The 18501-nt window shown below is 38.3% G+C and carries 12 protein-coding genes and 1 pseudogene; 9 read left to right on the top strand and 4 right to left on the bottom strand.

Going from position 1 to position 18501, the window contains the following annotated elements; all coding sequences use genetic code 11:
• A pseudogene (locus HMPREF9073_RS07695) lies at nt 1–2784 on the bottom strand (DUF11 domain-containing protein); the annotation flags it as partial.
• A 407-nt stretch (nt 2785–3191) separates the two neighbouring features.
• Between HMPREF9073_RS07695 and HMPREF9073_RS07700 the strand changes: the two are divergent.
• Nucleotides 3192–3680, top strand: coding sequence for a thioredoxin family protein (locus HMPREF9073_RS07700; RefSeq protein ID WP_009413279.1), 489 nt, complete (start codon nt 3192–3194; stop codon nt 3678–3680).
• Nucleotide 3681: 1 nt separating this feature from the next.
• On the opposite strand, the gene HMPREF9073_RS07705 is transcribed toward HMPREF9073_RS07700, so the two are convergent.
• From HMPREF9073_RS07705 to sprA, 3 genes are read right to left on the bottom strand one after another with little or no spacing between them, the layout of a single operon-like run.
• Nucleotides 3682–4689, bottom strand: a complete 1008-nt coding sequence (locus tag HMPREF9073_RS07705) for a Gfo/Idh/MocA family oxidoreductase (RefSeq protein WP_009413280.1) — start codon at nt 4687–4689, stop codon at nt 3682–3684.
• A gap of 48 nt (nt 4690–4737) precedes the next feature.
• Complete coding sequence (locus tag HMPREF9073_RS07710; protein ID WP_009413281.1) at nt 4738–5340, bottom strand: YigZ family protein; 603 nt, start codon at nt 5338–5340, stop codon at nt 4738–4740.
• Between the two features lie 24 nt (nt 5341–5364).
• A complete protein-coding gene (gene sprA / locus HMPREF9073_RS07715) occupies nt 5365–12438 on the bottom strand; it encodes a cell surface protein SprA (protein ID WP_009413282.1) in 7074 nt (2357 codons plus the stop codon).
• 501 nt (nt 12439–12939) lie between these two features.
• Between sprA and ctlX the strand changes: the two genes are divergently transcribed.
• From ctlX to HMPREF9073_RS07755, 8 genes are all read left to right on the top strand, one after another.
• Nucleotides 12940–13881 carry a citrulline utilization hydrolase CtlX gene (ctlX, locus tag HMPREF9073_RS07720; protein WP_009413283.1) on the top strand — a complete coding sequence of 314 codons (942 nt, stop codon included), beginning with the start codon at nt 12940–12942 and terminating at the stop codon, nt 13879–13881.
• 8 nt (nt 13882–13889) lie between these two features.
• Nucleotides 13890–14408, top strand: coding sequence for an adenine phosphoribosyltransferase (locus tag HMPREF9073_RS07725; RefSeq protein ID WP_009413284.1), 519 nt, complete (start codon nt 13890–13892; stop codon nt 14406–14408).
• A 145-nt stretch (nt 14409–14553) separates the two neighbouring features.
• The gene (gene atpB, locus HMPREF9073_RS07730; RefSeq protein WP_009413285.1) at nt 14554–15621 is read left to right on the top strand and encodes a F0F1 ATP synthase subunit A; all 1068 of its coding nucleotides are present in this window, start codon (nt 14554–14556) and stop codon (nt 15619–15621) included.
• Between the two features lie 41 nt (nt 15622–15662).
• Nucleotides 15663–15866: an ATP synthase F0 subunit C gene (atpE, locus tag HMPREF9073_RS07735; RefSeq protein WP_009413286.1), complete on the top strand. Its 204-nt coding sequence runs from the start codon at nt 15663–15665 to the stop codon at nt 15864–15866.
• Between the two features lie 80 nt (nt 15867–15946).
• Nucleotides 15947–16438 (top strand): F0F1 ATP synthase subunit B, encoded by a 492-nt coding sequence (locus HMPREF9073_RS07740; protein ID WP_009413287.1) that lies wholly within the window; start codon nt 15947–15949, stop codon nt 16436–16438.
• Nucleotides 16439–16445: 7 nt separating this feature from the next.
• Nucleotides 16446–16994 carry an ATP synthase F1 subunit delta gene (gene atpH, locus HMPREF9073_RS07745; RefSeq protein ID WP_009413288.1) on the top strand — a complete coding sequence of 183 codons (549 nt, stop codon included), beginning with the start codon at nt 16446–16448 and terminating at the stop codon, nt 16992–16994.
• 15 nt (nt 16995–17009) lie between these two features.
• Nucleotides 17010–17579 carry a Uma2 family endonuclease gene (locus HMPREF9073_RS07750; protein ID WP_009413289.1) on the top strand — a complete coding sequence of 190 codons (570 nt, stop codon included), beginning with the start codon at nt 17010–17012 and terminating at the stop codon, nt 17577–17579.
• Nucleotides 17580–17584: 5 nt separating this feature from the next.
• Nucleotides 17585–18475, top strand: coding sequence for a hypothetical protein (locus tag HMPREF9073_RS07755; protein WP_009413290.1), 891 nt, complete (start codon nt 17585–17587; stop codon nt 18473–18475).
• The last annotated feature ends 26 nt before the right edge of the window (nt 18476–18501 follow it).

Here is an 18501-nt window from a genome sequence, read left to right on the forward strand (position 1 = left end):
TACACGTATTACTCCGGTTCCACACATTATAGGTGATAATACCGTAGCAGTAGCTTTGAGTTCAGGTATTTTTTTAATTTCTACTGTTTGGGTAACTGTACAACCATAAGTATTCTCTAAACTCACCTGATATCTACCATCATTGAAATAGTTTTGGAAGTCTACTACATTCACAGGATTAGCTGTGGTAGCTGTTACTTTGGTTACTGTACTTCCGTTGTTACTCACTACTATATCATAAGGTGGATAGGGAGCATCGGTAAGTTCTATGCGCATACCTCCTTTGCTATTGGCACACGCCATAGGAGTTACTGTTACTTTGAGTTTGGGTTCGCGTTTTTTTACAAAGATATTATCGATTTCGAACACGCAAGGTACTGTAGTAGTTTTAGTAACTGTTTGTTTGATAAGTACTCTATAGGTACCCTGATTATTAATTGGAAAATTAGGGGAGTTTTGATAATTTGTAATGGTACTTGTACCTTGTAGTAAAGCATATTGATAGCCCGTAGCTGGTACATCTTTGATAGTGATAAGTCCTTTGGTAGTACAAATAACATCCTTTACCTCAGCTTTAGGAGCTAAGTTATTTTTAGTAATTTTGAAATAATAGTACACTACACAATTACCACCTCCATTGCTATAAGTTACTACCAACCGATAGTCACCTTCTTGATTAAATGTATATTGGGTGGTAGTGCCGTTGTTAGTATGTACATTTGTCCAAGTACAATTATAGGATTCAAGGCTTGGAGGGCATTCTTTAAAGCGAGTTGCTTCAGCTGCATTACAAGTACCTTTTTTTTGCCATACGAAGTTTATAGCATTAGAAATGCTCACTTTAAAATTTACAGAAGCATTAGCACCACACAAATACACCTGAGGATAATACTGACCATTATCTGGACAGACGTATAGTTCTCCATTGACTTGTTTGTTTTGAATCATTTTATGGATAGGGTGATCGGCTTCGGCAGGATTGGGTTTTACCTCGTAGATTTCGTACATAGTAGCACAACCAGCTTTGGTTTTTGTTACTTTATAAGTACCAGCTTCGGAAACGGTAAGGACGCGATTAGTACCTTTTTGACCTATATTACCTCCTGCTGTTTTTTCCCACTTATAGCTATCAAAGCCATCGGCAGCTGTAAGTACAGCATTGGCTTGACAGAGGGTAACGGTTTCTTTATAGGCACAATTGGTAAAATTGGTATTTACAGTGAAAAGGGTTGGAGCTGCTGTTCCTGAGTCGCAAGAACCCGCTTGGGGAAAACTTTTAGTTGTAAAACCATCGGAAGTAGGATTTTCTACTCCATTATAAGTAGCCGAAACACTATTTGCTATTTGATTGGCACAAGGGTCACGCCAATCATTACAGTTATTAGCTACTTGTACACCAAAGGATATTTCTTGCCAAGTACTATTTCTTTTGACTAAATAATTAGCTACTGTAAATTTTATTTCACGGGTGTTAGTATTGTATGATGTAAATGTAACTCCTGAAGGTACATTGATACTGGTTACTTTGTTTTGTAAACTATTAGGAAGCACCTCTGTAATTACTAAATTTTTAGCATCGTCATTTCCAGTATTTCTGAAGCGGATTTTATAGCGAAGAGAAGCGCCAAAGGCTATATTGGTAGCATTGGTAACATCATTATTAGCTACATCGTATACGCGTTTTTCCATCACAATATGAGGGGCGATTACCTCCACATTGAAAGCGAAGAAGAATGGATAGTATGAATCTTGTACTGTATAAGGGCTGATTGTAGCTGTAGTAGCGTTGTTATGCAGAAGATTATTGCCATTATTAGGCAAATTGAAGATACCTGCATCGAAACCAAGCAGGTTAGTAGATTTAGGATTTCTATCGAGATTGGCTCCTGTTTCATTGGTGATACTACTATTGAAGAAGTTGTTTTGATTACGACCAGGAGCTGATATTTCAGTTCCATTGATGCGAAGTTTATCACCATAAATTCCTATTTCTCCTTCTAAAGCTGCAAAACCAATTCTAGCTTTTACTGGACCTGAAGGTACGGTTTTAAATCCTGATATACTAATATCTGGATAGCGACCGCTTCTCACTACTGAAAAACCGTCAAATAAAGTGATATTACGGCTCTCACGAGCCAAATCTTCGTACACTATTACTAAATTCCAACCTGCGGCATATCCTGCTCCTGAATCTTCAGTACCGAAAGGGGCTTGCATATCGGCAACAGTGTAAGTAGCTCCTATATTTGTAAGTAAATTAGTAACATCAGCACGATATACATACGCTCTCTGACCTTTGTTTTGATCCCAGCCTGTAGAGCTCACGATGTGATTACCATCATAGACTTTATGACCTACAAGATTGTGGTAAGCTCCATTACCTATTTTGAATTTTACCTGACCAAATTTTGATCTTTCCAAACGAGGATTACGCTGGTTGTCTACCCTTTCTTGTGTATAGGCGGCTGCCCAATACAAATAAGCTTTTATTACTCGCTTGTTACAAGTAGACACAGGCTCTTTTACATCAGCTGAACTGGAGTTAAAAGTACTTAAATCATTATCAACATCGGTATATTCCATATTGATACGAGAGTTGTCGTGATCTCCATTATATGGGGCATTGGCAGGGCGCGAATCTCCTTTATTGAGTATAGCATTACCCACTATAATCATATCCCCTTTCACCGTTTGTTGAAAAAGAGGTGTAAATGGTATATCTTGAGCAACCGTTGTAACAATTGTTGCTAAAAAGAAACATTGTAATAGTATAAACTTTTTCATATTGATATGAATGTATTTCTTAAAAATGCTAATTACTGAGAATGAAAATATGTGTAGAAATTGATACACTTAGGGTTTCACGCGCAAAAATACAGTATTATTTTTACATTCCAATGCTTTATCAAGACTTTAACATCATTTTAACACTTATGTAACGAATATTTTTTACCTAACTTACACATATATTGTATAAAAATAAAAATTAGAAAAGTTGTTTTTTTATGTTATATTAACAGTGCTAGATACGATAGCCTCTGATCTTCCGAAGAGTAAAAGCCTATGTAGGGCGTAAAGTGCAAGATTATAATAAGGCTGTAGGGAATGATGATATTTACAAAAAAAGGTAGTTTGTCGTTTCTCAATGGTATGAATTTTGTACTTTTGCTTCATCAAAAAAATATTACTTTATGAAGAAAATCATTTTTATAGCATTACTATGCTGGGCTGGGATTACTTTAAGTGCACAAAGTAGTGAAGAAATACAAAAAGAACGCACGGGCTATGAGCAACCTTATCATCCTGAAGAAGATGGGTATATGCGTATCAACCAGCTATTGCAACAGGCTAAAAAAGAAAACAAGAAAGTACTCGTACAAATTGGTGGTAACTGGTGTGTGTGGTGCTTGCGATTCAATCACTTAGTAACTACCAATCCTGAATTGAAGAAAATTCTCAACAAGAAATATATCTATTACCACTTAAATTTTTCACCTGAAAACGAGAATGAAAAGGCTTTTAAAAAGTATGGTAATCCTGGAGTACAATACGGTTATCCTGCATTCCTTATCCTGAGTTCTAAAGGCGAAGTGCTCTTCACTCAAAAAAGTGAAGATTTAGAAGATGGTAAAGGATACGATCCTAAAAAGGTTAAGAAATTTCTACAAGGAAGGTTATAAATTAGCTAATTTGGCGATTTGCCAATTCATCAATGATATTAATTACTTCTAAAGCCTCACTTGCAGGTACGGGGTTTTCTTTTTTTCCTATGAGAGCTTGATAGAAATCTTCGTAAAACTGCCAATAATTACCGTGTTGAGCTGTGGTGAGTGTGCGACTTTCAAGCGTATGCAAAATGCCATTAGGCTCTTGAATATTTGGTAACCAAGGTGTAGGAGCAGGAATAGTTCCTGCCACTAAAGCAGTTTCTTGTCCGTCAAAACGCTGTTGCAAAAAACTGCCTTTAGTGCCGTGTAACACGTATTCCCATTGGCGTTCTAAGGCAAAAGTAGAAGATTTGAGTCGTACGCGCAACTGATTGTCATAGAAGCATATCACTTCAAAATAATCGTCGGTTTGAGTACCTTTGCGGAGGTAACCCAAATCGGCGTATATTTTTATGGGTTTCCCAAAGAGTTGTAAGGCTTGGTCTATAAGGTGTGCCCCCAAATCATAAAGTGCTCCTCCCCCACTTTTAGCAGTTTCTTTATGGGCTTTGGCACTGATACTATCGCGGAAACGATCAAAACGTATTTCTACTTCTTTAAGTTCGCCCAATACACCACTTTTTACTATTTCCTTTACTTTCAGATAATCACCATCATAACGACGATTTTGATAAACGGTGAGTAGCTTCCCTTTTTCTTTGGCTAAAGTATTGAGAGCACGAGCTTCTTCAGCAGTTACCGTAAAAGGTTTTTCAACTAATACGTGTTTTCCTGCTAAAAGAGCTTCTTTGGCGTACTCATAATGAGTTTGCACGGGAGTATTGACCACTACTACTTCTATGGCAGGGTCTTGTAGCATTTCAGCTACTGAACGATACAATTTGCTTTTGGGATATAATTCACGAGATTCCGAGCGATGGCGTTCTACCACCGCATAGAGGTTAAGATGAGGATGTTGAGCGATAAAAGGGGCGTGGAATACACGTCCGCTCATTCCAAAACTACAAAGTGCTATATTCATTTTTCAGGTAATAGATAATAAGTAACAGGTTATGGGGTAACAAAAACGTTAATCTTTAACTATTAATACTCCATAGATATTCTCAAAAAGCTCTTGCATTCTTTGATAATCACTTTGCCGAATAGCAAGCTGTAACTCACAATTCTCAGTGAGGTTTTGTTGGGTGATGGTGAGGTTTTGCTCCTTCACTACCCTCATTACTTTGTTCATCAATGGATAATCAAAACGGATACGCAACTCTTCAGTGATGAGTTTTTCTTCAATTTCAGCCACTTGCAGGGTAAGTTGGGCGGTAGTTTTATAGGCTTGTACTAATCCGCCTACACCTAACTTGATTCCTCCAAAATAGCGCACGACAATTACCAATATATTAGTGAGTTCAAAGGACTGAATTTGTCCGTAAATAGGAATACCTGCCGTATTATTAGGCTCACCGTCGTCGTTGGCACGATAACGTTGGGCAGTTCCATAACCCAATTGCCACGCATAACACCAATGTCGTGCCGAAAAATGAGCTTTTTTCACTTCTTCAAGATGTACCTTTATCTCCTCTTCGGAAGTAACAGGAAAAGCATAGCCGATAAACTTGCTACTCTTTTCCTTAAAGATTACTTCTTCTATAGGGATTGCTATAGTTTTGTAAGTATCCATTATTCAGGGGTCAGGTTTCAGGGGTTATTGAAAGGTGTATTTCACTGAGAGTCCTGTACGGATTGTGGTCATTGGAAAAGCTGTAGAAATAGCCGATTTAGAGAAATTGTATTGGAAATAGTACGATGCTAAGAGGTTACGACTGAGGGCATACTCGGCGGTAAGATTACCCAACCACGAGGTTTGCCCAGCAGTTACTTGGTTGTTAAATATTTCCATATTGCGTATTACGGTGAACTCATTGAGGTAAGAAAGCGTACCTTTGAGTACTAAATCACTCTTCAGTGTAGTGAGATTACCATTCACACGGGTTACAAAGCTCAAATTTTTAAAGCGATAACCTAAGCCAAATTTATATTCGCGCTTGAGGATTTCAGTGAGATAATCATTGTCTAAACTGATAGAAATGGTGCGATCACGGTTGAACTCTGCCAAGAGACTCATAGAATTTTTAAGTTCCATATCGGCGCGAATAAGCGGATTGAACTGCTCGGCAAGGGTAACCGTAGAATACAATTTTTCATTGAGGAAGTCGCCTGCTACATTCGTTTTATTAGGATTAGCAGGTTCATACTCCAAGTTGGTACGGAACTCACTAAGTGAATAGCTCGCACGATAGCCGTGGGCTAATGAGAAACGGCGGAAAGTATTCTTGATAAAATCGATGCGCATCAAGCCTGTATAACGTATATTCCACTCAGGGATAGGAATATTTTTGAACGCATCAAGCGATACACCACTGGCACTACCGCCAGAATACGCTGCAAAGAACGCTGGTATCATTACCGCCTGACTTTTTTTGCTGTATCCTATAGGATAACCCTCGGCATCTACTGATGAAGGATTCAAGCCGCGAGCCTCAGCTAAACGGCGTGCGACGGTGAGCCGGTTATCTTTAAAGCGTTCAAAGGCAGCCGAGTTGTACTCGTCTATTTTGTTGAAAGCAGTTGCGATGAGGTTGGTAGAAATATTAAAGCTACCTACCTGATTGCCTACTAATTTGTTGTATACAAAATTGCGCACCTCAAAGGTTTCGGTATAGTTTTCTGTAAATTGCCTATTAGCCTTTAAGTTGATTTGCAAATCAGGGATTGGTTGCAAATTAGCGGTGAGCAAGAGTTGTTTTTCTTGTGATTTGATATATTGGTCGTTGAAATCAGCAAATTCAGTAAGCTGACCGCGCTTAGCCATTTCGTAGCGCAAATCGGTTTGGTCACCAAACATAAAGCCTACCGAAGGTTTGAACGTACCCAAGAATCCTACTTGCTGGGTGTAGCCAGGGATGGTGCGAGCATTAGTAACTGAATAGTTCACACCAGCAGTTTTAATCATCGTTAAAAGCGTTTTTCCAACACTTGCTTTCTCACCTCTTGGGGTAGCTTTCACGCCTAAGTAGCGATAGAGCTGATCGAAAGTAAGGTTTGCGGTAAAGTTATGAGTGTTACCATTTTGCAAGGTATTCACGTCTTGGCGTGCCAATTGCAAGAGGGTTTGAGACCCACGTTGGTAATCAAAATCACCTGAATATGTATAGTTGGCACGTAAGAACTCAAAGTAAGGGAACTTTGCAAATGGCAATTCGTAATTCACTTGGAATTTAGAGAAGAAGTGATCAGGAGTTCCTAAATCCCAGAAGTTATTCCACAACGATACCTCTCTATCTACTCCTGATATATCACCATTGGCATCATACCTATAGTAATTGCGAATGATACTATTGTTAGTTGCATTGAAATTGAGTCGCAATGATTTGGTGAGATTATAGTTGATAGCATATTGGTGATTCATCAAGTAATTGCGTTGTTGCAATTCTGGCAAAGCGCGTTGCTGACTTGCATTTACACCATCGAAATGCACATCGCGGAACAACTGCTTAGTAAACGAACGATTAACATCTGCAGTGAACATAATGCTTGTTGGCAAAATGTTCAGATTCATATCAGCCAACCACTGCCAATAACGTTTGCCTGCAAATTTGCTACTCTTTTTGAAAGGCTCTACCGTTGTAGGTTTAAACGTATAGTTGTACATAAAGCCTGCCCGTACTTGTTGCTCATCTTCATAACTAAGTTCGTAATCGCGGTGGTTTTTCTCGTTATAAGCGTAGTTGAAAGTAAAGTTTTCGATGTTGTAGATATGGTTCTTTTGTCCTTCAGCTAAGTTTTTCTTCACCCCGATAAGGTTGATACCGCGTCGCAAGGTATAATCTTCGGCTTGTCGCTTGATAATTTCACGTTCATTTTCATTTTGGGCAACATCCAAGCGGTCTTGCAATCTGATATCTTGATATACAGGATCATACTCTGGTGTTGAGAGCTTTTGAGAGTGATTCAAACCTACGGGTATTTGCATATTCCACTTAGGAGGCAAGAGTTTCCCTGCATTGATATTCATCATCACGTCGTACTCACGGGTACTTTCGAGCGCACGTTGGTTAGGTGCTTGATCTACAGCCCCAAAGCCGACAGTGTGCATACGTCCTGTAGCCGAAATATTCAGTAATTCAGAAGCATTAGCATCCAATGAACCAACGGCAGCCCAGCCACCGCGATTTTCTAATTCGGCAACACGGAGTTCGTTGAACCAAAACTCACCACTGAGGTCGTGCCCCGATGCATTTTTAATTCCCAACATCACCGCACGCACGGTACCTAAGGATGGATTTCCTTTGATGACATAGCGGTTTTGCCCCGCGATATGAGGAGTAGTGTAAGGACTAGTAATTACATTAAAATTGTGATCGTAATACGTTTCATCACTCAGTCCTCCTACACTTCTAAGCTTGATAGCTTTGAGCTTAGTGAGCACTTCCATTGGGATATTCAGTTCGTTTTCTTTAGGCCATATTAGGTAATCGGCACTTGCTCCTGCAGGAGTTACCTGCAAGGGAACTTCTATTTGATAGTAGTTGTTATTGAAATCTGTACCTATTCGTATAAAAGCCACTGCCTGATTATCGGTTAAAGCATTGTTCTTATAGGCTTCGGCGTGTACAAACATCTTGATATATTTGTATTGTCGCAAGTCAAAACGCAAGGCTTTATACACTGCACGGCTATCCTGATCTCTAAGGTCGCGCACAATGTACGACAAGGCTTGTTCGTTTTGTTCTACCAAAGTATTATTGGTATTGATACGTTCGCGGTGCACCCCCGGTGGCATACGATAAGGAATAGGCTGGCGATTTTCGTTCTCGATGAGGTTAACGGAGTTGATTTCGACGGTAGTAGCTGAAGTAACCCCCAAACTTTCATTGAGTGGATAATTGTAGTAGCGCCAATCACCACGAATAAGGTCGAGTGTACCGAAGCGTAAGAGCATCTCGTTTTGGAAACCAGTGAGATACATACGCATATGTGTCATCGAATTGATGATGTTAATTTGCTCAGTTTTAGAAACCGTTCCTACAGGGAAGCTATAGCCTTCACGCCATAGTGCACCACTGGCAATTGGTATTTTGTACTGTATCCAGCGGGCAGACACCTGTTGTCCATTGGGGGCTTCTATTGAAACTGTACGAATATCATTCACATAAGGGTCGGAAGTAGTGATATTAGGGTGCATACGTACGCGATATTCAAGGTAGTTATTGGCGGTATTCATCGTATAATCGCCATTGATATCCTCATGATCAGGTATGGTTGTAGAACCTCTATTGCTATCGGTATTATTTACGGGTGAGTTGCCTTGAGTACCATTATAGTTGTAGTAACGATTAAGGATACCCCCGCTACGTGCCAAGAAATACTCATAGTTATCCATCGCAGGGTCATTAGGCGAGGTAGCGAGGTTGTTCGTATAGATATTTCTTTCATCGGTATCGGTAAGTCCGTCGAGCCCTATATCTTGCAAAGCGCGGTTAGAAGGATTCTCATCGAAAGCATAAACTAAGGATTGAGCGGCAGGCACTTTCCCCCAAGAAGTTTGGTTAGTGCTAGCGGTAGACGAAAGTCCTGGCAAGCCATTTTCATATTGCTTACGACCATCTTTGAGTACATCTTCAGAGATATTTCCTAAGTTGAACACCAACTCCCCATTACCACTGTATTCACCTGAATAGTAAGGATCCATTACCCAGAATTGTAGGAACTCTATATTGCTTTCTTGGAAATCAGAATAGCTCATACCACGCATAATCCCCCCCCATTTATTTTCGGTATTGAAAGAAGGGCTGTTGTTATAAGGGCCTTTTACATTAGGATAGTAAGCCAAATCCAAAGTAGTTTGTACAAGTGATTGTCCTTGCGCTAATTGCTGTTGTGGGAAGATTTCTTCTATAAAAATACGGCGAGTACTATTTTTAGAAATTTCATTACTGTTTATATCCGAAGGTTTTTGACCTGAATAGAATACAGGGTCGATGGTATACCACGCCAATTTAGCACGCCCAAAACCATTGCGCAAGTTATTAGCATCGGTAGGGTTGCTACCGTAAAGCGTACGTGAAGCTGTGCCACTACCTTGTCCAAACTCTAAAGGTGGACTCGCTAATTTCCAAGCCAGAGGTGAACGTATATCAATAGTAGCTTGAGCTGACTCAAAATCATCTAAATATACAGTAGTTTCACCGTTGAAATCATCGGCTTTCGGGGTGCCTGCTCTCAAATAAGCAAACTCACCACGCAGTGAGAGGTTAGAAGGAGCATCGCTTTTAATCGTAGGAATACGATTCACCCAGCGAGTAAGGAAGGGCAACTCAGTAGAATAGGTAGCTCCTACCCCAAAGATAGTATTGTTCACACTCTCTTGTCCGTAGCTAGTTTTCTGAGTATAAGGACGTTCACGTAAATTTACAATAGCCCCATTTACGATGAACTTATCGCTGAACTTATGTTCCACATTCACACCCATATAGCGCGTGGTCTGTCCGCCAAAAATCAAGTTGTTTTCTACGGATACTTGTATAGGTAAATTAGAAGCTTCTAAACTTGCGTTGATAATTTCCACTGTACCCGATTGGTAATCCACCAAATAGTCGATACCCTCCACGAGTATACGTCCACCTGCCGTTACGGTTACCGAACCCCGCGGGACGTTGAAAGCCCCTAAGGATATGCCCCGACGTGAGGAAGCTTTGTAGCGACCTTTCATTACGAACTTGTTCTTATCGCCATCCATTTGGGCTTGTGACTTAGTGTTTTTATACAGTGAAGTATATACGTACTTTTTCTGATTGTTGTTATAAGAAAGAGGGTTGCCGTAATCTGTTCCTCCTCCTAAAGTGTTGTAGAGAAAACTACCAAAAGGTTCTACTTTAGTAAAGAAGATTTTGCCGTACTGTTCATCGATAGTAATGCCAGGTAGGTAATCGAAGAAACCATCACCTCCTGGTTGTGGGTCGTTGTATTTATTGAGGCGGTCGAAATTAAAAAGATTGAGCAAAATACGATCGTCTAAGCTTGCAGGCCAACCTACATTATCCACCTTTTCTATATAGTTGATAGGCGACGGATTAGAATAGAAGATATTCATACGAAAATCTTCAGCTGAAAGTCGCGCTGTACCTACCGAATAAACGTTTTTCATCATCAAATCCCAAATAGGGTCATTCACGTTCAAACGGTTGCTTTTGAGCATCTTCAGTACTAAAAGGTTATTGGTAATAGCATTGTTTCCCCCACCGTAAATCTGGTTAGTAGTTGCCGAAATACCATCATTAGCAAATTCACCTACTTGGTATACTTGGCTACCATAGGTATATTGGTAGGCTACTGCGAGCACTTCATCACTGCTCAAAGCTGTAACAAGTGAAATATAACCAAGTTTATTATCTACTTTATAATCAACTCCTTCTTCGAGTTTTCGCGCATTTTCAATGATAGCATAGTCATACCCCTGACTTACATACGAAGCATTTGTACCAAAACCTTGTTGTACCGTTGCTACATCGCGAATTGCCTCAGTAAGCACTGAATTAGGGGTACCTAACTTTGTAGGGTCGTACTTATTAGCACCATTGGCAGGCATATTGTTAGTCGTGGCATTGAAGAAAGCTGCACCTGCTTTATCTCCCAAACGGGTATTCACTTGTTTAGGTTCTCCTAAGTCCTGCAATGCCAAAATATTACGAATATTACCCATACGGCTATTGCGGTTGGTAACCCATACTTCCAATCGGGTGATTTGTACTTTACTATTAATGAAAGGATAGTTCTCTAAAGCGCGGTCATAATTATCGCGAAAGAATTGTGCTAGGAAGAAGTTGCGATTTTCGTCGTAGTCTAAAGCTGAAAATTCAAATTCGGTAATGGTACCACCACCTTGTGCACTTACCGTTTTGCGTTCAGACTTCTGTTCAGAAAATACTCCTGTGATAGTGGTACGCCCAAACTTTAGTTCAGTTTTCACCCCAAACAGACTTTGGGAGCCCGTAATCAGTGAGTTAGACATTGGCATTGAGATATTTCCTAACTCTACTTTCTGTACGATATCATCTTCATCGGGAGCGTACTCTAATTTGAAGACATTTTGAAAATCAAAAGAAGCTTGAGTGTCGTACTGCGCATTGAGTTTCAACCTTGTTCCTATTTTACCAGTAAGTCCTAAACTGATGCGTTGTTCAAAATCCAATCCCCACGAGCTTCGGTAACGCGGACTCACTATAGGGTTATCATTACGTGTATAACGAACTCCTAAGTCTACCCCTACACTCCCTTGAGGTGTGAGCTCTATATTGCGCCCCCCAAAGATACTCTCAAAAAAATCAGAATTTATGTACAACTCAGGCAATAAGTTGCGTTGTGCTTTTTTCTTATCGGTAGTACCTGTTGTCGTATCACCCAAAGTTGCGAGTTTCTCATCGTAATACGCTTTCATACGCTCACGCAGTACCAAGTTTTCGTATTCCTTTACAGTGAGGAACATAGGTGTTCTAAGGTCATACTTACCGATTTTTTCAGTATACACATAGCGATCAAGAGTAGGGTTATATGTGTACTGCTGCACAATACTCTTAGGTTGCTCTAAGCCCACACGCCCAATGCCATTGCGCACTGTCGTCTCGGTTTGAGTACCTTCGGTAGTAGTGGGAGTTACTTGAGCTTGAGTTGTTAAAACACTGAAAAAGAGTAGTATGAATAGTGTATAAGTATATTTCATAATGGGAGATACATTATAGGAGAATATAAATCGGGGCAAAGATAAAAAACTATTGACAATTTGCAATTAATAATTAACATTTTTAACAATCGTTAATTACAGTGCAGAGTATTAGAGTTTTGACACAAAGGCTAAGTTTTTGGAAAATGTTTAGTGATGAATAAGTAATTTTGGCAATAGTTTTTAACTCTACTTTTCTATATCAAATAATATAGTAATCCAATTTATTTATTGTATCTTTGCCCCAAAAAGTTCCTGAATTTTAGTTTTTTCAAACACAAAATCATTTATAGAAAAAAATTGACAAGCTCAATAACTTTTTTTAAACACAAATTTACTAAATGAAAGAAAATAACATTGAATTAGAAAAGATCGAGAAGTAATGAAAGTCCTTTTTGTATAGATTTGTCATCCCTTTAAAAAAGAATTTATTAGTTGTTAATTGCTAATTGTTATTTTTGTTGTACTTTTGTGCCTTTGATTGCTAACCACTGTTTACTGATGAAAAAGCAAATTACCAATACTGTGTTAATGGTACGCCCTGTGCGCTTCCGTATGAATGAACAAACCGTTGTAAACAACTATTTCCAAGAGGAAATGGATTTGAAGAACGACGAAATAAACCTCAAAGCTCAGCAAGAGTTCGACGCTCTTGTGGATAAACTACGTGCTGTTGGAGTAAAAGTGATTGTTGTAAACGATGTTTATGAACAAAACACTCCAGATTCAGTATTCCCGAACAATTGGATTACCTTCCACCAAAACGGCGATGTGGCTATCTACCCTATGTTTGCCGAAAACCGCCGACGCGAACGCCGTGAGGATATTTTAGACAAAGTAGAAGCTGAAGGTTTTGATATTGAAAACGTATACGACTATACCGATGCCGAAAAAGAAAATATCTTCTTGGAAGGTACGGGCGCTATGGTGCTTGATAGGGTAAACCGCAAAGCCTATTGTGCACTCTCTCCTCGTGCCGATGAAGAGCTTTTTATTGAGTTCTGCGAAGATTTTGAATATACTCCAGTGATTTTCAAAGCCTATCAGCAGGTAGGTAATGAACAATTACCTATTTATCACACTAATGTAATGATGGCATTAGGTGTAGATTTCGCAGTAGTGTGCTTAGACACCATCACTGATAAAAGCGAGCGCAAAAATTTCTTGCATCATCTCAAAGAAGACAAAAAAGAAGTAATTAACATTACCCCTAAACAAATGGAACAATACGCTGGCAATATGCTACAAGTACAAGGAAAAGAAAGCACTTACTTAGTAATGAGTGATGCTGCCTATAACAGTCTAACTCCCGAACAACGAAAAACTATAGAAAAGCATACCGCTATTATTCACAGCAATTTAGAAACCATTGAAACTTGTGGGGGTGGTAGTGCTCGTTGTATGCTTGCAGAAGTCTTTAACCCTCTAACATCTAAACACTAATAACTAAAATGGACAAAAAAGAATACATTCAAAGTAAAATACGCGACATTAAAGACTTCCCTAAGGAAGGTATTATATTTAAAGACATTACCCCTCTACTAATGGACGTAAAAGGGGTAGAATACGTAATAGACCTATTGGTAGAAAACCTACACGGTCAGAAAATCGACAAAGTGGTCGGAATGGAAAGCCGTGGATTTTTCTTTGGTATGCTCCTTGCTCAACGCTTAGGAGCGGGTTTTGTACCCGTACGCAAAAAAGGAAAATTACCCTATAAAACTCTTTCACAGACTTACAATTTGGAATACGGGCAAGATGTGCTCGAAATCCACGAAGATGCCATTGCAAAAGATGAAAAAGTACTAATTCACGACGATATCCTCGCTACAGGAGGTACTGCCGAAGCTGTAGTAAAACTTATAGAACGTCTCGGAGGGGATATCGTGCAGCTTGATTTCCTAATGGAACTGCATTTTCTCAAAGGACGCGATAAACTAAAAAATTACAAAGTGTATAGCATTCTGTAAAAATCAGAGAATTGAAAATTACTTATTAGAAATGTTAAGACTTAAATATCAATTATTTAAATATTTCTAATTAAAAAAATATACCAAAAAATTTCGCTACTTAAATAAAAAATCCTACATTTGCGCGAATAAAAACAAACAAGTAATGAAAATAAAGAATTGCATTCTATATATCACTTTATTTGTAATCTCACTGATACCTCTAAAAGGTTTTGCTACCGAAAATGAAGGGAGTGAGGAGTTTAATATCAATGAGTTAATCGATGAACACATCGGGGATTCTCACGATTTCCACTTATTTGATTACAATGGGCACGCTTATTCATTGCCCTTACCTATAATCCTATGGACTGATAACGGATTGGTAACTTTTTTGTCAAGCGCTTTTCATCACGACAACAAAGGAACTGTTGTAGTTGAGAAAAACGGACAGCGGTTTGTTCGCTATAAAGAGGATATCTACTACGCCAATGCCGATACGCCCCTTACGTTTAACGCTCAAGGTGATGTAACCAATGCACGCCCTCTGAACTTTTCTATTACTAAGAATGTCGTTTCATTGATGTTAATATCAATACTATTATTGCTCACTTTCATTGCGGTAGCGCGTTCATATAAAAAGAATCCTAAAGCTCCAAAAGGATTGGCAGGTCTATTGGAACCTATCATAATCTTTGTGCGCGATGAAATAGCTATTCCTAATATAGGAGAAAAGTATTACAATAGATATATGCCCTATTTGCTTACAGTCTTTTTCCTCATTTGGGTAGGAAACCTCTTCGGACTTATACCTTTCTTCCCTTTTGCAGGTACTGTAACCAACAACATTCTCTTTACGGGTATGTTAGCTCTTTTCACACTTATCCTTACCTTATTTAGTAGCAACAAACACTATTGGCAACACATTTTTGCTCCACCTGGGGTACCCTCGTGGATATTACCTATTATGATACCTATCGAAATATTGAGTGTATTCACTAAACCTTTTGCCTTGATGATACGTTTGTTTGCTAATATGACAGCAGGTCACATCATCGCCCTAAGTTTGATATCACTGATATTCATATTCAAATCAGTAGCGATAGCCCCTGTATCAGTTGCCTTTACAGTGTTTATGCAAATGTTAGAGTTATTAGTAGCCGTATTGCAAGCTTATGTTTTTACACTGCTTTCTGCACTATTCATAGGGCAAGCTGTAGAAGAAACACACTAATCAACCTAATTAACACAAGTAACTAATTAATTTTTATAAATATGACTTTATCTTTAGCAGGAATTGGGGCTGGATTAGCAGCCATCGGAGCCGGAATCGGTATTGGTAAAATCGGTGCTTCAGCCGTAGAAGGTGTAGCACGCCAACCCGAAGTCTCTTCTAAAATCCAAACTATGATGTTGATTGCAGCAGCTCTTATCGAAGGGGCAGCCCTCTTCGGTATCGTTGTAGCTTTCCTCAAATAGTACTAAAAAAACCGTTGTGTAACGGTTGGTTGCACAACGGTTCTTTACTGACAACACCTAACACCTAATAATTAAATACAATGAATTTATCACATCCTGAAAGTTTATTATTCTGGAATACCATTATCTTTCTCATCTTGCTCTTCCTCTTAGCAAAATATGCTTGGAAGCCCATAATGAATGCCGTAAAACAACGCGAAGACTCTATCAATAAGGCTTTGGAAGCTGCTGAAGAAGCTCAAAAACAAATGGCAAACCTCAAAGCCGACAACGAGCGTCTTTTAGCCGAAGCACGCGCTGAAAGAGATGTTATCTTAAAAGAAGCAAGAGATATCAAAGATAAAATTGTAAGTGAAGCCAAAGAAGAAGCCCATCGTGAAGGTGTAAAACTCATTCAACAAGCACAACAGGCAATTGAAAGTGAGAAGAAAGTAGCTTTAGCACAACTAAAAGACCAAGTAGCAGCACTTTCTATCGAAATGGCGCAAAAAGTGATGATGAGCGAGCTCTCCGACGAGAAAAAACAAACTGCCCTCATCAACGATTATTTAAAAAGTGTTACCCTAAACTAAATAGGTTATGTACGGATTCAGAGTAGCAAACAGATATGCCAAGGCTCTCTTGGAATACGCCCTACAGCAAAATGTCTTAGAGGCGGTTTTCGCTGATATGACCTTGATAGATAAAACTATAAAATCTCATAAAGATTTGGAACGTATGCTCATCTCCCCTATCGTAAAAACAACGGTAAAAAAGAATGTGCTCTCCAAAATCTTTACTACAATAACTCCCGAAACCTTGCGTTTATTTGAATTACTAATTAAAAACGGACGCTTGTCTATTCTCGGGATAGTAGCTGAAAAATTTGTAGTACAATACAACATCTATAAAAATCACAAAGTAGCAGTAGTTACTACAGCTACCCCACTGAATGACTCTACCCAACGAGAAATGCTCCAAAAGGTAAAATTACTTACTAAGAATGAAAATGTTACTCTTGAAAACAAGGTAGATAAAAACATTATAGGGGGCTTTATCCTCCGTGTAGGTGATGTCCAATACAATGCTAGTGTAGCTCACAAACTCAACCGATTACAACAAGAGTTTCAAGAAAAATTGTTTTTGTAGATAAAAGCTAAAACTATGGTAACAAGTATAGACCAGTTAGACTTGAACAGAACGTACACTTATGCCGATTATTTGCTATGGCAACTAAAGGAAAAAATACAATTGTTCAAAGGAAAAATATTTGCGATGAGCCCTGCCCTTAAGCGGATTCATCAAGATATTTCACGCCGATTGGTACGTACTATGTTAGGAGTATTTGATGAAGAATGTGGTTGCAAACTCTATTATGCACCTTTTGATGTGCGTCTTAGTGAGAATACAGTCGTACAACCCGATGTATGTGTAATATGCGATACCTCAAAATTAGACGAACGCGGTTGTAAAGGTGCTCCCGATTTGGTAGTAGAAATACTCTCACCTACAAATACTGAAAACGATACTAAACAAAAATTTGAATTATACCAAGAAAGTGGCGTACGTGAATATTGGGTAGTCTATCCTTTCGCCGATTACAAAGCTATACATATCTATTGCTTAGAGAATGGAAAGTATTTCGCACAACCTCCTATAATAGAAGGTGATACTGTAACCTCAATAACGTTTCCAAGTTTAAGTTTTTCAACAAAGGAATTATTTAAAAATTGAATAAAATGAAAAAAATACTATTTTTGCTAACAACACTTATATTCATATCTTGTACTAAAGATAAAGAAAATACAACAGTAGTAGGAGAAGAAGAAGAAAAAAAAACTATCACTATGAATGTAGTAAATGAGAAATATGACACTTATAAGGGAAGAACTTTGATTAGTAGAGACCCCTCTTCTTATACTTATGAAAACAATAAAATTGTAGGAATATTAACCTACTTATTTAAAACAACTGTCAAGTATATAGGAGATAATCAAATTGAAACTGATAACTTGTATAATTTTAATTCTGTAGAACAAGAATCTAGAATAAAGACTCTTTACTCATTATCAGATGGTAAAGTACAGTATTTTGTTTCTGAAAATCGCACAAAATATAATGATCCTAAAAAACCTTTGTATATATATCACGACTCTATTACTTTTGAATATAAAAATGATTATTTAACAAAAATAACTAAATATTCAAAGATACCTTATTACACACAAGGTAAATATGAAAAAAGATTAGAAAAAGAAGTGTTTTGGCAGAATGGTAATATAGTAAAAATAAAATCAGATAGAGATGAAACAATCTATACTTATGATGATAAACCTTATATTACCTATGGAGATGTAGGTTATGGAACTCCTCTTTCAGAATTGACTTTTTCTAAATCTCTCTTATTGTATGGAAAAATAGGAAAATGGAATAAGAACAATGTCCTTACTATGAATAAAACTACAAAGGAACTTTGGGGATATGATTTTAAGAGTATTAAATATAACAGAGAGTTAGATAAGCACAATAGAGTTTCAAAAGTTCTAATGCAAATTGAATATATGTCTAAATACGAAAAAAATGAATATGGAGACACAGCTGAATGTGCAGCAGTTCTTGATTATGAATAACAAACATAATTGATATACAGCGCATT

The organism is Capnocytophaga sp. oral taxon 326 str. F0382, from assembly GCF_000318295.1.
In the GTDB taxonomy this organism is placed as follows: Bacteria; Bacteroidota; Bacteroidia; order Flavobacteriales; family Flavobacteriaceae; genus Capnocytophaga; species Capnocytophaga periodontitidis.

Bases quoted from the DNA above. Each gene is read 5' to 3' on its own strand.
- HMPREF9073_RS07700 (WP_009413279.1), top strand. From the start codon at position 3,192: ATGAAGAAAATCATTTTTATAGCATTACTATGCTGGGCTGGGATTACT.
- HMPREF9073_RS07705 (WP_009413280.1), bottom strand. From the start codon at position 4,689: ATGAATATAGCACTTTGTAGTTTTGGAATGAGCGGACGTGTATTCCAC.
- HMPREF9073_RS07710 (WP_009413281.1), bottom strand. From the start codon at position 5,340: ATGGATACTTACAAAACTATAGCAATCCCTATAGAAGAAGTAATCTTT.
- sprA (WP_009413282.1), bottom strand. From the start codon at position 12,438: ATGAAATATACTTATACACTATTCATACTACTCTTTTTCAGTGTTTTA.
- ctlX (WP_009413283.1), top strand. From the start codon at position 12,940: ATGAAAAAGCAAATTACCAATACTGTGTTAATGGTACGCCCTGTGCGC.
- HMPREF9073_RS07725 (WP_009413284.1), top strand. From the start codon at position 13,890: ATGGACAAAAAAGAATACATTCAAAGTAAAATACGCGACATTAAAGAC.
- atpB (WP_009413285.1), top strand. From the start codon at position 14,554: ATGAAAATAAAGAATTGCATTCTATATATCACTTTATTTGTAATCTCA.
- atpE (WP_009413286.1), top strand. From the start codon at position 15,663: ATGACTTTATCTTTAGCAGGAATTGGGGCTGGATTAGCAGCCATCGGA.
- HMPREF9073_RS07740 (WP_009413287.1), top strand. From the start codon at position 15,947: ATGAATTTATCACATCCTGAAAGTTTATTATTCTGGAATACCATTATC.
- atpH (WP_009413288.1), top strand. From the start codon at position 16,446: ATGTACGGATTCAGAGTAGCAAACAGATATGCCAAGGCTCTCTTGGAA.
- HMPREF9073_RS07750 (WP_009413289.1), top strand. From the start codon at position 17,010: ATGGTAACAAGTATAGACCAGTTAGACTTGAACAGAACGTACACTTAT.
- HMPREF9073_RS07755 (WP_009413290.1), top strand. From the start codon at position 17,585: ATGAAAAAAATACTATTTTTGCTAACAACACTTATATTCATATCTTGT.